We start from the raw sequence: 15,719 nt of genomic DNA, 5'->3' as shown, positions 1-15,719 counted from the left end.
GCGCGACACGATCTGATCCGCGCGCTCGAAGCCGTCAGCGCGTGCTTGCTGGAGCCTCACTGCCAAGCTTGGCGGCCGATCTTGCCGCGGCCTGGCGGCGCCTGTCGCGATAGGCGACGAATTGCGTGTCGGCGATCACCCCTGCCAGGATCACGGCCCCCATCACGGCGAAGTTCAGCGAAGACGGGATGCCGAGCAGATTGACGAGGTTCTGCAATTCCTGCAGCAGGACGACGCCGAGAACCACGCCGACGATCGATCCCTCGCCGCCCCGCAGCGAAAATCCGCCGAGCACGGCCGCCGCGATACCGTAGAGCTCGTAGAAATTGCCATGCGAGGATGGCTGGACGGACTTGGTGTACATGGCGAAAAACACCGCCGAGACACCTGTCAGGAACATGCACAGCATATAGGCCTGGAGAATGACACGCCGCGTATCGATGCCGGAATAGCGCGCCGCCTCCTCGTTTTTGCCCACCGCCATCAGATGCCGCCCGAAGACGGTCCGATGGAGCAATGCCCAGGCCAGCACCGCGAAGACGGCAAATGCAATCACCGAATGGGGAATGCCGGCGGTGCGTCCGACAAACAGATATTCGAGTGTCGGCAGATCCGTGCCGAAGGTAAATCCGGCCGTTCCATCCTTCGTGTAGAAGCGCGCCACACCGCGATAGATGAGCAGACCGCAGAGCGTGACCACGAAGGGCTGCAGCTTGAGCCGGGTGATCAGCCAGCCGTGAAGGAGCCCTATCAGCAAAGACAGCAGCATGACGATGACGAGCGCCACCGGCCAGGGTACGCCGTAGGAGGCAATCAGGTCGATGAAGATCACGCCCAAGAGCGCAATCACCGAGCCGATCGACAGCTCGATCCCGGCTGTCACGATGACGAAGGCTTCCGCAATGGAGAACAACCCGAACAGCCCGATCAGGTTGGCCGTATTTGCCAGATTGATCGGCGACAGGAAGCGTGGATTGACCAGCGCGACGATCGCCCCGACGGTAACCACGAGAACGGCAAGGCCGATGTCTTTCTTGTGCATCTGGTATTCCTCTATTCGACCGCAAGCCGCAGCACGGCTTCCTCGGAGAGATCCTCACGTTCGAGCACCCCGGCAATGACACCACGACGCATCACCGCGACACGGTTGGAGACGCCGATCACTTCCTCCATGTCTGAGGAGATCATCAGGATGGCTGCCCCCTGCTCCGCCATTGCACGCATCAGGCTGTAGACTTCAGCTTTCGCACCGACGTCGATACCCCGGGTCGGCTCGTCGAGGATGATCAGCCGCGGATGAAGCCCGAGCCATTTGGCGAGCACGACCTTCTGCTGGTTCCCGCCTGAGAGTTCGCCAACCGGCCGGTCGAGCCGCCGCGCCTTGATCGACAGCTTCTGACGAAAGTCCTCGGCGATCTCCCGCTCAACTCTCCCATCGACAAATCCATGCCTTGCGATGGCCGCCAGTCTCGGCATCACGATGTTGCCGGCACTGGTGAAGTCGAGAAAGAGCCCCTCTGTCTTCCTGTCCTCCGGCACAAGACAGATACCCGCGTCGATGGCGGCCCGGACCGACCCCGGTTCAACCGGCTGTCCACCGATTTCCGCGTGTCCGGCCTGCACCGGATCGATGCCGAACAAAGCCCGTGCGAACTCGGTTCGGCCCGCCCCGACCAGTCCGGCAAGTCCGAGAATTTCACCGCTGCGGATGACAAGGTTGACCGGCGCATCGGGATAGGTCCGGGTTCGAAGCCCGACAGTGCGCAGCACGACGGCGCCGGCCTGGCGTTCAGGTGGAACGTAGAACTGCTTGACGTCCCGACCGATCATCAGGCGCACCATGGCATCCTTGGTGATCCCCTCTCGGGGAAGTTCACCGGCATTTGTCCCGTCACGCAGCCCGACCACCCGATCCGCCACCTCCTCCACCTCATTCAGGCGATGGGTTATGAACAGGACGGCGACCCCTTCGTCGCGAAGCCGCCGGATAACCGTGAGCAACCGCTGTGTTTCCGCAAGCGTCAGGCTTGAGGTAGGCTCGTCGAGGATCAAGAGGCGTACATTGATCGACAGTGCCTTGGCGATCTCCAGCAATTGCTGATCGGCCAGCGACAGCTCGGACACGGCCGTCGACGCGGTGAAACGGGTGCCGAGCATGTCGAGCAGGGGACGAACGCGGCTTTCCATCGCTTTGCGGTCGACAAAGCCGAAAGGGCCGCTGCGGATTTCGCGTCCCAGCAGCACATTGCCGGCAACGTCGAGATTGGAGAAGGGGTTCAGCTCCTGATGGACAAAAGCGATACCGTGCGAGACGGCCGCAGCGGGTGTCATCTCCGCCAGAGGCGCTCCGTCGATGACGATCTCTCCCTCGTCGGGCGCAATCGTACCGCCCAGCACCTTCATGAGCGTCGACTTGCCCGCCCCATTCTCGCCGATCAACCCGACCACTTCGCCGCCGCGAATCGACAGCGATACACCGTTCAGCGCAACGGCACTCGGATAGACCTTGGTGATCCCGACAAGATCAAGAGAGATGCGGGTATCAGCAGACATGCACAAATGCTCCTCGGCGGCAGACAGACGGTCTGCGCGGACCGGATCGGCCCGCGCAGACCTTAAGGGGTATCGGCGACACCGGATCAGCCGCCGATACGCTCCTTGAGCTGCTTTTCGAAAGCATCGACATTGGCCTTGTCGATCACCTGCGTCGGCACGATGATCAGCCCGTCGGCCGGAACCTGCGACTTGTCGCCCTTCACGTAGGCCGCCATCAGCTTCATGCCCTGATAGCCCCACTGATAGGGATCCTGCACGACAGTTCCGGCAAAGCTGCCTTCCCTGACGGCACCGAGCGTGATCGGATCCTCGTCGAAGGCGATGACGGTGATGGTGCCCAGCTTGCCCGCTGCCTGCAGAGCCTCGTAGATCTTCGGCGGATTGTAGGAATAGAAGCCGACCATGCAGTCGATGTCGGGGTTCGCCGCCAGCACGTCGTCGACATTCGAGCGGGCGCGGGCGAAGTCCACGTCGTCACCGCGCACGTCGACCAATTCGATGCCCTTGCCTTCGACGGCCTCGCGGAAGCCGGCGATGCGCTCCTTGGCGTTGTCGGCACCGAGGAAGCCGACAAAGCCCATGCACTTACCACCCTTGGGCAAAGCCTTCACGGCAATCTCCCCCGCCTGGATGCCGGCCTTGGTGTTGGACGATCCGAGATAGGCGATCCGCTTCGACTGCGGCGCATCGCTATCTGTGGTGAACAGCGGGATTTGCCCGGCGATCTTGTTGAAGGCATCGACCGAGTTCTTCGGATCGACGGATGAAATCATGATCGCATCCGTGCCGGCGGCGACCAGATCGTCCATCAGCGCGTTCTGAAGCGCTGCGGTCCCCTGTGCCGGATAGCGGAACTGCAGGTCGAAATCCGGAAGTTCGGCCTGGGCCGCCTTGACGCCGGCTTCCGCAAGTTTCCAGAAATCCGAGGCCGCGTTGACGACAAAGGCAAGCGCCGGCTTGTCGTCAGCCAGCACCGGCGTCGCCGCGATCGTGAGTGCGGCTGCAAGCGCCGTAATCGAAAGTCTCTTCATTTTTATCCTCCCGCAACCCTCTCCATCGGGCTGCCATCATGTTGAACGGCAGCACGCAGGACGGCCCCTCCCGAGCCGTCCGCATGCCGAACGAAGTCAGCCAGAGAGCAAGCCCCTCTGCCTGGTGTGTCAATTGTCCTTGCAGAAGCCGGGGTCTTCGGTGTTGCAGACATCGAGACCGGTGAACAACGGATCTTCGACCTTCTCGCCCTTGATCAGCTGGATCATCACATCGGGCGCCTTATAGCCCATCTCGAAGGGTCGCTGACCGACCTGCGCATGGCTGCGCCCTTCACGGAAGGCCTGCGTTTGCGGCGGCAGGGTGTCGCCCGCCACGATGACCAGATCCTTGGACTTGAGCTTGTCCATCACCTGATCCGTGACCTGAGTATAGGCCTGAGGGGCAAACTGCGCCCAGCCGCCGACCAGGATGAACGCGTCAAGATCGGGATGCGCCGTAAAGACATCCGACATCTGTTGGTTGGCGAGATCCGCCTGGTCGTTTGTATAGACCGGGCAGCCCTCGATTTCCGTCCAGCCGTTCTGGCCGGTCAGGCGGTCGACATCCTTGGCACCGGCGATGGTGTCGCGGAAGCCCTGCGCGCGGGCATTGATATTCGCGGCGGCGACATTGCCGAGCTGCAGGCAGACGGTTCCACCTTCGGCTTTCAGCTTCTTCGCTTCCTCCGCCATCTTGACGCCCATCAGGTAGTTGTCGGTGCCAAGATACGTCTTGCGCAGATCGCTGTCCTTTTCGAGGAAATCGGCATCGACCGTCATGACCGGAACGGTCGGCGCGATTTCGCGAATGCGGTTGGCCATGGCAGGCGCATTCGATGGCGAAATGGCGATGGCCGCCACCCCGCGGCTCAACAGGTCATCGACGATCTGCACTTCGCCGGCCTCGTCGGCCGAAGAAGCAGGCCCCGTGTAGAGGCATTCATATTCACTGTCGGGATTTTCCGAGAGCCACTTCTTGCAGCCCAGATTGATCTGCTCGAAGAACGGGTTGTCGAGTCCCTTCACGACGATCGCCAGCGTCTTCTTGCCCTCGGCGGCGCTCTCCCCGGCCAGGGCCATGAGAACAGGTATTGCAGTGAATGCCAGATAACGCATTTTCATTGCTTTTCTCCTCCTCCAAATTGCCGGCGAAAGCCCTCCTGCTCAGCCGGGATACCAGATGATGCGCGGATCATCCGCCGCGCGCCGGTAGTTCCAGGCCCGCTCCACGAGCCGATCAAGATCAATCTCGGGCCTCCACCCGAGGATTTTCCGCGCCTTGGAATTGTCGAGCCAGTTGCTATGAAACGGGGTTTCGATATCTGCCGGCTCAAGCCCCGCAACGGTCTTCACACGCTCCGAGACACGGCCGTAATCGATAGGTTCGTCCATCGCGATATTGAACAGCTGGCCGAAGGCCTGCGGATTGTCGATCGACGACAGGATCGCGCGGACGAGATCGTCGACATGGATGAAGCTGCGCTTCAGGTAGCTTCCACGGGCATCGCGCATTGCAGGAAAATATCCGCCAGCACGAATCTGCTCATGCCGCTGTGGATCGAGCAGCGTCGACCAGGGCGGCCCGCCGAACTGCTCACCACCAAACGCGAAGGCCTGGCGAAAGTCGTCCTTCTCCATGATCCACGGCGCCCGAAGGGTCGTCCAATTCAGCCCGGATTGAATGCCGACCTGTTCGATCATCACCTCTTCAAGCACCTTCGTCAGGGCATAGACACCGGGATAGGCCCTGCGCGGCGACTGCTCGGTGATGGGTTCCGGATAGTCCTGAAAGATATGCCCCACGACACAATCGCCACTCAGGAGGATGAACTGTCGTGCATCCTCGAGCTGGCAGAAGCGGTCGAGCAGCAGGTAGAGCCCCTTGAGCGCAACGTCGATCGCCTGGTCAGGGGTTTCCTTGACGGCCGCCAGATGCAGCACATGCGTCACCCCGGAGAGCGCCGCCGAAACCACATCTTGATCTGCGACCGACCCCTTCACCACCGACAGTCGATCGGCAGCGTCGATCACCCTGTTGTTGCAAAGCGCCACGACGCTCCAATCGGCAAAGCGGGGCTCGCGCAGGAAGGCGGGAAGGAAGGCCTGGCCAACCTTTCCGGTGGCGCCCGTGACAAGCAACCTCATTCAACGCCTCCCCTCACCCATTCATTCACTGGTTGCCCGAATTAATATTTAGTAATAATATTAAGTCAAGCATCATTAATATCAAAATGGCCGTTGACCGTCTCGACGCACGTCGGCATGCTGATGCTGGAGGAGCAAAAATCCGGGGGAGGACCGCGCGTGTCGCGACTTACACTGAATGGAATATCAAAGAGTTACGGCGCAATACAGGCCTTGTCATCAGTGGCGCTGTCGATCGAGCCGGGAGAGGTTCTGGGCCTGATGGGCGACAACGGTGCCGGCAAAAGCACCCTTGTGAAAATTATCGCCGGCAACTTCAGACCCACCACCGGCGAGATCCGGATTGACGGCCAGCCCGTGAGCTTTCACAACCCCCGCGACGCACAACGGGAGGGTATCGAGGTCGTGTATCAGGACCTCGCGCTCTGCGATAACCTCTCCGCAGCGTCGAATGTCTTCCTGGGACGGGAGGCGACGAAACGGCTCGGGCCATTGCGCTACATCGACTACGGGCACATGAATCGCGTCGCCGCCGGCCTCTTTCGCCAGCTGAAATCCGAAACCCGCCCGCGGGATCTCGTCCGCCGCATGTCCGGCGGTCAGCGACAGGCGGTCGCCATCGCCCGAACCCTGCTGTCGCAGCCGAAGATCGTCATGATGGACGAACCGACAGCGGCAATCTCAGTGCGCCAGGTTGCCGAAGTTCTGGATGTCATCCGGCGGCTCCGGGATCAGGGGATCAGCGTCATTCTGATCAGCCACCGCATGCCCGACGTCTTTGGGGTCTCCGACCGCATTGCCGTGCTGCGCCGTGGCGAACTGGTAGCCAACAAGAAGGCTGCCATGTCCTCACCCGAGGAAGTGACCGGTCTCATTACCGGCGCAATCGAGACCGCTTGAGGAGAGGATGAACCCATGACCACTCTGGAAGACGTCATTTCGAGAAGCGAACACAGGAACTGGCTGTCGCGGATCGCAAGCCTGCAGCTGTTCTGGGTGTTTCTTGCGGCCATCCTCGCCTGCCTTGCCCTGACATTCCTGACCGACGCATTCGCCAGCGAGCGCAATCTCTTCAATGTCGCACGCAATTTCGCCTTTGTCGGCATTATCGCGATCGGCATGACGGCGGTGATCGCCTCCGGAGGCATCGATCTCTCGGTCGGGTCCTCGGTCGTGCTCAGCGCCATGGTGATCAGCGTCACGATGGCAGCCGGGGCACCCTTTCTGCTCGCAGCCGTCATGGCCCTCGGCGCCGCCCTGCTTGTCGGCCTGCTGAACGGTCTGCTTGTCGCCTATGCCGGCATGCCGCCCTTCGTCGTGACCCTTGGAACGCTGTCGGCCGCCCGATCGCTCGCCATGGTGCTCTCCGACAACAAGATGATCTGGGATTTCGGTCCCGACCACAATGTGCTGATCTGGGTCGGCGGCGGATCGACCCTCGGCATCCCCCACCCCCTTTACGTCCTTGCCGCCCTGACGCTGATCATGTCGCTCGCCTTCAAATGGACCCGCTGGGGCCAGCATCTCTTCGCCATTGGCAGCAGCGAGAACGCAGCTTTGCTGACCGGCATACCGGTGCGGCGCATGAAGGTGAGCATCTACATGTTCTCGGCTTTCACCGCAGGCCTCGCCGGCATCCTGATGGCGGGATGGCTCGGCAGCGTCACCACCAACCTCGGTCAGGCCATGGAACTGACGGTGATTGCGGCAGCGGTCATCGGCGGCGCCAATCTGGCGGGCGGGGAAGGCAATGCGCTCGGCGCCGTCGTCGGTGCGCTGTTGATAGAAGTGATCCGCAACTCCCTGATCCTGCTTGGCATCTCGACATTCTGGCAAGGAATGTTCATAGGTACCTTCATAGTGGTTGCCGTCGCCTTCGATCGTATCAGGCTATTCAGATCCTGAAAGCCGTCTTGCGCTTCGGAAACCACGGTGTTCGTCATGGAGAATGCCTTGAAACCGACGATGATGGATGTAGCGGCACTGGCGCGTGTGTCCCAGGCAACCGTGTCGCTCATCCTGAATGGAAGTTCCGGGGCCCGCTTCAGCGAGACTACCCGCAAGCGCGTCTTCGATGCCGCCGAACAACTCGGGTATCGCCTCTCGAATAAATCAGCGACACCGGCCAACGCGGGAAGCCGGGTCATTGTCTTCGTGGTCGACGAACTCACGACGGATCCCTGGATGGCCATGGCCTTCGAGGGTGCCCGTGAAAAGGCGCTGGAACTCGGCATCATCGTCACGCTTGGCGTCTTCCGCAAGGGCGAGGACCCGGATGGCGGCATCTTCTCCGTCTGTGATGGCCAGGTGCTCGTCGGCTACATCTTCGGCACGATCCTGACCCGAAAGATTGATCCGCCCGAGCCGTTGTTCCGCGCTCCGTCGGTTCTCGTCAACTGCTACGACCAGCAGCGCCGCCTTGCCTCGATCCTTCCCGGCGACGTCGCCGGCGGCCGCGCCGCGACCGAACGACTGATCGCCGCCGGCCGTAAGCGGATCGCGCTCATCAACGGACAGGAAGGCCTCGACAATCCGCGCGACCGCCTGCGCGGCTACAAACAGGCACTGGCCAGCAACGACATCACCTATGACCCCGACCTTGTCCACTACGGCAACTGGGAACCGTCTTCCGGTTACGAGAAGACCCATGCCCTGATGAAGCTGCCGGAACCGCCGGATGGGATCTTCTGCGCCAACGATCTCATGGCGCTCGGCTGCATCGACGCGCTGAAGGAACTGGGCAAGACGGTCCCCGGCGACATCTCGGTCGTCGGCTTCGACAACCGGGACATCGCCCAATTCACCATGCCGCCGCTCACCACTTTCCACCTGCCGATGTTCGAGATGGGGGCGATGGCCGTCGAAGTGATCTCCGACATCACCGGCGGCCTGAACAGTTCCCACGACCAGTTGAAGGTCGAATGCCTGCTGGTGGAACGGGAATCCGTCTGACACGCCTCGCCGAGAGCAACTCCGGCGAAAGTGGAATCCGGTTTCGCCTCCGGAATTGCTTGATGACAAAGAGATAGATCATTTCTGTGTTTCCATGAAATACGGACATGATCTGGCGGCCGGCGCGTCACTCTCGCCCTTCCCCTCGCGTCACAGACATCTCCGCTGTTGATCAAACCCAAATTCCTGATATAGATCCGTGATCACGGGGAGGATCGATGTGAGCAGCCGATTTTTGATGATCACGCCCGAGGACGGCAAGGACGTGCTTAAGAGCCTAGCCGCACCCGCTCGACTTTCCATTCTGGAACTTCTGCATGCCCGCGGCCCCCTCAACGTCAACGAGATTGCCGAGGTTCTCGACCTGCCTCAGTCGACGACATCGACGCACCTCAACCAGATGGAAGAAGCGGGACTGATCCGCACCGAAGTGCAGAAGGCCCGCAAGGGCAGCCAGAAGATCTGCCATGCCGTGCACGACGAGATCGTGCTGACCTTCACCCGCCCCAACAAGGCCACCGACGAAGCGATCGAAGTGTCGATGCCGGTTGGTCTCTACAGCGGCTACGACGTCTACGCCCCCTGCGGCATGTGCGCAGCGGAGGCGATCATCGGCTATCTCGACAGCCCCGACACCTTCCTCTCCCCCGACCGCATGAAGGCTGGACTTCTCTGGTTTACCAGGGGTTATGTCGACTACCAGTTTCCGAACAATGCCAGGATCAAGGGCGCGCCCATCCGGGAACTGGAACTGCTCCTGGAGCTTTCCTCCGAAGTTCCCGGCACTTCCGAAAACTGGCCGTCCGACATCACCATTTCGATCAACGGCAAAGCCGTCGCGACCTGGACGTCGCCTGGCGATTTCGGCGACCGCCGCGGCAAATTCACACCCGACTGGTGGAAGCTGCGCGGCAGCCAATATGGCGTCTTGAAGAGTTTTCGCGTGACGGAAAACGGCACCTTTATCGACGGGATGCGCGTGTCCGATACACGACTTGACGACCTGGAACTGCTTGAGCACCGCTCGATCCGCGTCAGGATCGAGGTGCCGGAGACGGCCGAACATCCCGGTGGAATCAACATCTTCGGCCGCGGTTTCGGCAACTACGATCAGGACATTGTCCTGCGCATCAAGACCTGACTTCACCTGCGATTTTCCCCTCCATATTGCCGGATTGACCTCCGGTCGATCCCGTGTATCATATCCTCAATTATGATAGATATCCGAAAAACGGATATATTTGGAGGAAATACACATGCGGGCTGTCGGCACCGTTCACCGCGATTATAAAATCAGCTCGATCGATCCGCGCCTTTATGGCTCGTTCGTCGAGCATCTCGGCCGCGCGGTCTACACCGGCATCTACGAACCCGAACACCCCACTGCCGATGCAAATGGCATGCGCCAGGACGTGATCGATCTCGTCCGCGAACTGGATGTACCCGTCGTGCGCTACCCCGGCGGCAATTTCGTCTCGGCCTACAACTGGGAAGACGGCATCGGCCCGAAGGAAGATCGCCCGGTTCGGCTCGATCTCGCCTGGCACACCTCGGAATCCAACCAGGTCGGTATCCACGAATTCGCCGATTGGGCCAAGGCCGCCAACACCGAGATGATGCTGGCTGTGAACCTCGGCTCGCGTGGTCTGGATGAAGCCCGCGCCTTCCTCGAATACGTCAACCATCCGGGCGGCAGCTACTGGTCGGATCTGCGCCGCAAGAACGGCCGCGAAGAGCCGTGGAACGTCAAGCTCTGGTGCCTCGGCAATGAAATGGACGGCCCCTGGCAGATCGGACAGAAGACGGCCGAGGAATATGGCCGGGTCGCCTTCGAGACCGCCAAGGCCATGCGCGCCTTCGACAAGTCGATCGAACTGGTGGTCTGCGGCTCGTCCTCACCGAAGATGCCGACCTATCCCGCCTGGGAGGCGACCGTTCTCGACTACACTTATGACAGCGTCGATTACATCAGCCTGCATATGTATTTCGAGAACCATGCCGGCGACACCGCCGCCTATCTTGCGCAGAACGCCCGCCTCGATGACTATATCGAGACAATCGCCTCCGTCATCCGGGTCACCAAGGCCAAGAAGCGCTCGAAGAAGGACGTCTATATCAGCTTTGACGAGTGGAATGTCTGGTACCATTCCAACGAAGCCGACCGGAAGGTTCTGGAAGGCCGTGATGGCTGGCCGCATGCGCCGGAACTCTTGGAAGACATCTACAATTTCGAGGACGTGCTGCAGGTCGGCTGCATTCTCAACACCTTCATCCGCCGCGCCGATGTCGTGAAGGTCGGCTGCCTCGCACAGCTCGTCAACGTCATCGCCCCGATCATGACCGTGCCCGGCGGCCCGGCCTGGCGCCAGACGACCTATTACCCTTATCTCTTTGCCTCGCGTTACGGCCGCGGCACGTCCTACCAGCTGTCGATCGACTGCCCGAGCTACAAGACCGACTTCGCCGAAGCCGTACCCTATCTCGATGTCTCCGCCGTCGAGAGCGACACCGACGGCGCGCTCACCCTCTTCATCGTCAACCGCCACGAGACCGACGCGATCACTCTTGATGTCGCGCTCGAAGGCTTCGGCGATCGCAAGGTGATCATGGACAAGCTCATCGCAGGCCATGCGCTGAAGGCAGTCAACGGCCCCGACAAGCAGACCGTCGAACCGGTCGATGGAAGCGGCGTGTCTGTCGGGGAGGGACGCCTCAAGGCGGAGATCGCTCCGCTCAGCTACCGGATGATCCGGCTCGGCCAGTAAACCAATCGACGACGGGGAGGAGAAACCATGTCGGCTTCGATTGAAATTGACAATGTCACCAAGCGCTACGGCGCACTGACCGTCCTTGAGGACATTTCACTGTCCATCGAGGCGGGCGAATTCGTGGTCTTCCTGGGCCCTTCGGGCTGCGGGAAGTCCACGTTGCTGCGCATGATCGCGGGCCTCGAAGACGTGACGGGAGGCACCATCTCGGTGGCCGGCCAGCGCGTCGACACGCTTCCGCCGGGCAAACGCGGTGTGGCGATGGTTTTCCAGTCCTATGCGCTTTACCCGCATATGACGGTGAAGCAGAACATGTCCTTCGGGCTTGAGAACATCGGGATGGCCAAGGGCGAGATCGAGAGCCGCGTGCTGGCCGCCGCCGAAACGCTGGAAATCGGCCATCTGCTCGATCGCAAACCGCAGAAGCTTTCAGGCGGCCAGCGCCAGCGCGTCGCGATCGGCCGCGCCATCGTCAAGGAGCCGAAGGCCTTCCTGTTCGACGAGCCGCTGTCCAACCTCGATGCGGCACTCAGAGGCCGCACGCGTCTGGAACTCGCCCAGCTCCACCACCGCCTCGGCTCGACGATGATCTTCGTCACCCACGACCAGGTGGAGGCCATGACGCTTGCCGACCGGATCGTGATCATGAATGCGCGCAAGATCGAGCAGATCGGCACGCCGATGGATGTCTACCAGCGGCCAGCGACAAAATTCGTCGCAAGCTTCATCGGCTCGCCGGCCATGAACTTCCTGCCCGTGACGGGTTGGAGCCAGGTAGGCACCGGCCTCGCGGTCACGACTGCCGGCCTCGGAACGGTCGAAACGGGCTTTGCCGTCCCGGGTGCAGTCAATGCGCAGGGTGCCACCGTCGGAGTTCGTGCCGAAGATATCACCGTCCTGACTGACGGGCGTCCCGGTGTCCCGTTGACCGCCGAAGTGGTCGAACGTCTCGGCGATCGTTCGCTGGTCTACGGCGTGCTCGATGATGGCAGCAAATTCGTCGTCGAAGCGGACGGCCGTTCCCTGATCAAGGCTGGAGACCGGCTGATGATCTCGCTCGACCCCAAGGCTTTTCATCTCTTCGGCGCCGATGGTCGGGCCTTCTCAAGGGAGGCGGACTGACATGGCCGAAAGCTATCGCCGCAGCCAATGGAGCAATGGGCTTTTCATCCTGCCCTACCTCCTGGTCTTCATCGCCCTGCTCGTCTTCCCGCTCTTCTGGGGCATGTGGCTGAGCCTGCACAAGGTCGACCTTTTCGGCCCCGGCCGCTTCGTCGGCCTGACCAACTATATCCGCGTCGCCGGCGATGCCGTCTTCCTGCAGGCGTTGCGCAACACCATCCTGTTTGTTGTGGTGAGCGTCCCCACGCTGGTTGCCCTTGGGCTGTTTCTGGCGCTCGCGCTCAACCGCACGACGCGCACCACCAGCTTCTTCCGCGGCCTGTTTTTCTCGTCCTCGGTGCTCTCGGTGACCATCGTCACGCTGATCTGGCGTTTCGTCTTCATCCCCGGCGACGGCCTTCTCTCGGTTCTCTTCACCCAGGCCGGAATTGACCAGATCAACTTCATCTCGACCAAGGGTTGGTCGCTGTTCGCCGTCGGCGTCGCCACCGTCTGGTGGTGCGTGGGCCTGCCGATGATGCTGTTCCTCGCCGCCCTGCAGCAGGTGCCGCAGGATCTCTACGAGGCAGCGGCGCTGGACAATGCAAGCCCCTGGCGGGTGCTTACCCGCATCACCCTGCCCTCGATTGCCCGCACCATCATGCTGGTCACCATCATCCAGATCGTCTTCCAGTTCCAGCTCTTCGGTCAGGCGCAGCTGATGACCAATGGCGGCCCGAATGGATCTTCGCGTCCGCTCGTCATGTACATCTACGAAGTCGGCTTTGTCCGCTGGGATGTCGGCCGTGCGGCAGCGGCCTCGCAGTACCTCTTCCTCATCATCCTCGTCGCGGCCATGGCGCAATACGTCGTGTCCTCGCGCAAGACGGAGGACGGCGCATGAGCAACTCGAACGGTACCTACAAGCCGGACGTTCTGACGGCCAACCGGTCGCTCCTATGGGGAGCAGCCTTCCTGTCCGTCGTGATGATGGCGCCGGTCGCCTGGCTGGTCGGCCTCTCGATCAAGAGCAACCAAGACCTGATGATTGGCACGGACTCGGTCTTCCGGGCGCCTTATACGATCGCCAACTATCTGAACATCCTGCATTCGTCGCAGGTCTTCGGCTGGTTCTTCAACAGCCTCGTCGTTGCCACCGGCGAAACACTGATGGTGCTGATCCTCTCCTCGCTGGCCGGTTATGGCTTCGCGCGTCTCGAGTTCCCCTTCCGGCGCACGCTGTTCGTCATCGTGCTCTTCGGCCTCGCGGTACCGGAGCAGGCGGTGATCATCGCCCGCCACCAGATGTTCAACTGGTTCGGCCTGCACAACACCTATCTCGGCCTGATGCTGCCGGGCCTGTCCGGCGCCTTCGGGGTCTTCCTGATGACGCAGTTCTTCCGGGCCATCCCCAAGGAAATCGACGAAGCGGCCCTGCTCGACAATGCATCGCAGTGGAGGATCTTCTGGAAAATCATGCTGCCGCAGACCCTGCCAGCCCAGGCCACCCTCGGCATCTTCACCTTCCTGCATGGCTGGAACGACTATTGGTGGCCGCTGATCTCTGCGACCAAGAAGGAAATGTACACGCTGACGGTCGGGCTTGCCTCGTCGCAGTCGAACTTCGCGCAGAGCGAGGGGCTTGGCTTCCTCGCAGCCCAGGCCGTGTTTGCAAGCGTCCCGGCACTCATCGTCTACATCATCTTCCAGAAACACATCGTCACAGCCGTCTCCGGCGGCGCTGTGAAGTGAAGCCTGCCCGGCCGGGGAGGAGCTGGCCGGTTTCTTTTCAACAGGGCAATCAGCCCGATTTAAGGGAGTGAGACATTATGAAACGCATTCTTCTGACTACCGTCGCGATGATCGCGCTGGGCTATGGCGCCTCCGCCCAGGCACAGACCAAGATCGAGCTGCAGCGCTTTTTTGGTGCCTGCGAAGCGGACTATGGCAAGGTGACCGACGTGTCCGCCGCCGTCGGCGAGTGCGGCATCATCACCGCATTGGTCAACAAGTTCGAAGCTGACAACCCGGATATCGACGTCAATGTCACGACGGTCGAGTGGCCGGGCTACGACCAGCTCAACGCACAGATGGCATCTGGTGCAGCACCCGATGTGGTCTCGATGCACTACTCCGCGATTTCCGATTATCAGAGCCGCGGCCTGATCGAGCCGATCGACGAAGTCCTGGCGGCACAGGGTGTTACGCCGGACAGCTTCACAGATGCCGGCCGCAACGGCGTCACCAAGGAAGGCAAGCTGTACGGTCTGCCCTTCGACAACTGGACCATGCTTTTTCACGTCAACCTGAATCTGATGAAGGAAGCCGGCCTCGTCAACGCTGACGGTACGCCGATCCTGCCGAAGTCGGCTGAAGAACTGATTGCTCAGGGCAAGCAGTTCAAGGAAAAGACCGGCAAGCCTTATCTCATCCAGATCATGGCCAACGAAACGGCCTCCTATACCCGTATCCTCTACACCCTGTTGCAGCAGCAAAACTCGGACTTCTTCTCCGACCCGACCGCCATCAAGCTCAACACGCCGGAAGCCAAGGCCGCCGTCGAGCTGATGAAGGCGACCAAGGATGAAGGCATCTCCACGACCGGCCTCGACTATGCCGCCGCTGTCTCCGGTTTTGCCAACGGTGAGGGCGGGATTGCGGTCAACGGCACCTGGTTGATCGGCGATTATGTCGCCCAGTCGGAAAAGGACGGCACCGCCCTCTCCAAGGGCTATACCGTCTATCCCGTCCCGCAGCTCTTCCCCGGCCAGGACAGCACCTATGCCGATGGTCACAGCTGGGTGATGCCGAAGAAGGACCGCACGCCGGAACAGATCGCGGCCGTCGGCAAGCTCTTCAAGTTCCTCGCCGACAACGACTTCCAGTGGGCCCGCACCGGTCACCTGCCGGCCGCCAAGGCCGTCTTCGACATGCCGGAATTCAAGGCGCTGCCGCATCGCGACAACATTGCGAAGATCGCTCAGATCGGCCGTCCGCTGCCGGCGGAAGTCCAGCGCCAATTCCCGATCCAGGACATCATCGGCGATGAAGTCGGCGCCGCCGTCAACGGTGACAAGTCTGTCGACGAAGCGCTTGCGTCTGCCGAAAGCCGCGTCAACGAACTGCTCGGCGACCTCTAAGACGACAAGCGGCACGGCGCCACGCG

At 61.3% G+C, this 15,719-nt stretch carries 14 protein-coding genes; 9 read left to right on the top strand and 5 right to left on the bottom strand.

What is annotated here, in order from left to right; all coding sequences use genetic code 11:
• Window positions 1–34: 34 nt before the first annotated feature.
• The 5 genes from DMY87_RS15130 to DMY87_RS15110 all read right to left on the bottom strand — a co-directional run bounded on the left by DMY87_RS15130 (window position 35) and on the right by DMY87_RS15110 (window position 5,732).
• Window positions 35–1,042: an ABC transporter permease gene (locus tag DMY87_RS15130; RefSeq protein ID WP_110792457.1), complete on the bottom strand. Its 1,008-nt coding sequence runs from the start codon at window positions 1,040–1,042 to the stop codon at window positions 35–37.
• Window positions 1,043–1,053: 11 nt separating this feature from the next.
• Window positions 1,054–2,553 (bottom strand): sugar ABC transporter ATP-binding protein, encoded by a 1,500-nt coding sequence (locus DMY87_RS15125; protein WP_110792456.1) that lies wholly within the window; start codon window positions 2,551–2,553, stop codon window positions 1,054–1,056.
• An 86-nt stretch (window positions 2,554–2,639) separates the two neighbouring features.
• Window positions 2,640–3,587, bottom strand: a complete 948-nt coding sequence (locus DMY87_RS15120; protein WP_110792455.1) for a sugar-binding protein — start codon at window positions 3,585–3,587, stop codon at window positions 2,640–2,642.
• Window positions 3,588–3,716: 129 nt separating this feature from the next.
• Window positions 3,717–4,703: a sugar-binding protein gene (locus DMY87_RS15115; RefSeq protein ID WP_165826261.1), complete on the bottom strand. Its 987-nt coding sequence runs from the start codon at window positions 4,701–4,703 to the stop codon at window positions 3,717–3,719.
• A gap of 48 nt (window positions 4,704–4,751) precedes the next feature.
• Complete coding sequence (locus tag DMY87_RS15110; protein WP_110792453.1) at window positions 4,752–5,732, bottom strand: NAD-dependent epimerase/dehydratase family protein; 981 nt, start codon at window positions 5,730–5,732, stop codon at window positions 4,752–4,754.
• A 159-nt stretch (window positions 5,733–5,891) separates the two neighbouring features.
• On the opposite strand from DMY87_RS15110, the gene DMY87_RS15105 reads away from it, so the two are divergent.
• The 9 genes from DMY87_RS15105 (at window position 5,892) to DMY87_RS15065 (ending at window position 15,693) form a co-directional block, all read left to right on the top strand.
• Window positions 5,892–6,632: an ATP-binding cassette domain-containing protein gene (locus tag DMY87_RS15105; protein WP_110792610.1), complete on the top strand. Its 741-nt coding sequence runs from the start codon at window positions 5,892–5,894 to the stop codon at window positions 6,630–6,632.
• Between the two features lie 15 nt (window positions 6,633–6,647).
• Window positions 6,648–7,637, top strand: coding sequence for an ABC transporter permease (locus DMY87_RS15100; RefSeq protein ID WP_110792452.1), 990 nt, complete (start codon window positions 6,648–6,650; stop codon window positions 7,635–7,637).
• Window positions 7,638–7,685: 48 nt separating this feature from the next.
• Window positions 7,686–8,684: a LacI family DNA-binding transcriptional regulator gene (locus DMY87_RS15095; RefSeq protein WP_245408928.1), complete on the top strand. Its 999-nt coding sequence runs from the start codon at window positions 7,686–7,688 to the stop codon at window positions 8,682–8,684.
• A gap of 220 nt (window positions 8,685–8,904) precedes the next feature.
• Entirely contained in the window at window positions 8,905–9,825 is a 921-nt protein-coding gene (locus DMY87_RS15090) for an ArsR/SmtB family transcription factor (RefSeq protein WP_110792451.1), read from the top strand.
• Between the two features lie 115 nt (window positions 9,826–9,940).
• Window positions 9,941–11,449: an arabinosylfuranosidase ArfA gene (arfA, locus tag DMY87_RS15085; protein ID WP_110792450.1), complete on the top strand. Its 1,509-nt coding sequence runs from the start codon at window positions 9,941–9,943 to the stop codon at window positions 11,447–11,449.
• Between the two features lie 27 nt (window positions 11,450–11,476).
• Entirely contained in the window at window positions 11,477–12,574 is a 1,098-nt protein-coding gene (locus DMY87_RS15080; protein WP_110792449.1) for an ABC transporter ATP-binding protein, read from the top strand.
• A gap of 1 nt (window position 12,575) precedes the next feature.
• Entirely contained in the window at window positions 12,576–13,457 is an 882-nt protein-coding gene (locus DMY87_RS15075) for a carbohydrate ABC transporter permease (protein ID WP_110792448.1), read from the top strand.
• Window positions 13,454–14,305: a carbohydrate ABC transporter permease gene (locus DMY87_RS15070; RefSeq protein WP_110792447.1), complete on the top strand. Its 852-nt coding sequence runs from the start codon at window positions 13,454–13,456 to the stop codon at window positions 14,303–14,305. Before DMY87_RS15075 ends, DMY87_RS15070 begins: the two co-directional genes overlap by 4 nt.
• A gap of 77 nt (window positions 14,306–14,382) precedes the next feature.
• A complete protein-coding gene (locus DMY87_RS15065) occupies window positions 14,383–15,693 on the top strand; it encodes an extracellular solute-binding protein (RefSeq protein WP_110792446.1) in 1,311 nt (436 codons plus the stop codon).
• Window positions 15,694–15,719 lie beyond the last annotated feature (26 nt).

Source organism: Peteryoungia wuzhouensis (assembly GCF_003205195.1).
GTDB lineage: Bacteria > Pseudomonadota > Alphaproteobacteria > Rhizobiales > Rhizobiaceae > Allorhizobium > Allorhizobium wuzhouense.
This window is presented reverse-complemented; position numbering and strand designations above follow the sequence as displayed.

Excerpts from the sequence above, each read along its gene's own strand:
- DMY87_RS15130 (WP_110792457.1), bottom strand. The coding sequence starts at position 1,042 with ATGCACAAGAAAGACATCGGCCTTGCCGTTCTCGTGGTTACCGTCGGG.
- DMY87_RS15125 (WP_110792456.1), bottom strand. The coding sequence starts at position 2,553 with ATGTCTGCTGATACCCGCATCTCTCTTGATCTTGTCGGGATCACCAAG.
- DMY87_RS15120 (WP_110792455.1), bottom strand. The coding sequence starts at position 3,587 with ATGAAGAGACTTTCGATTACGGCGCTTGCAGCCGCACTCACGATCGCG.
- DMY87_RS15115 (WP_165826261.1), bottom strand. The coding sequence starts at position 4,703 with ATGCGTTATCTGGCATTCACTGCAATACCTGTTCTCATGGCCCTGGCC.
- DMY87_RS15110 (WP_110792453.1), bottom strand. The coding sequence starts at position 5,732 with ATGAGGTTGCTTGTCACGGGCGCCACCGGAAAGGTTGGCCAGGCCTTC.
- DMY87_RS15100 (WP_110792452.1), top strand. The coding sequence starts at position 6,648 with ATGACCACTCTGGAAGACGTCATTTCGAGAAGCGAACACAGGAACTGG.
- arfA (WP_110792450.1), top strand. The coding sequence starts at position 9,941 with ATGCGGGCTGTCGGCACCGTTCACCGCGATTATAAAATCAGCTCGATC.
- DMY87_RS15080 (WP_110792449.1), top strand. The coding sequence starts at position 11,477 with ATGTCGGCTTCGATTGAAATTGACAATGTCACCAAGCGCTACGGCGCA.
- DMY87_RS15075 (WP_110792448.1), top strand. The coding sequence starts at position 12,576 with ATGGCCGAAAGCTATCGCCGCAGCCAATGGAGCAATGGGCTTTTCATC.
- DMY87_RS15070 (WP_110792447.1), top strand. The coding sequence starts at position 13,454 with ATGAGCAACTCGAACGGTACCTACAAGCCGGACGTTCTGACGGCCAAC.
- DMY87_RS15065 (WP_110792446.1), top strand. The coding sequence starts at position 14,383 with ATGAAACGCATTCTTCTGACTACCGTCGCGATGATCGCGCTGGGCTAT.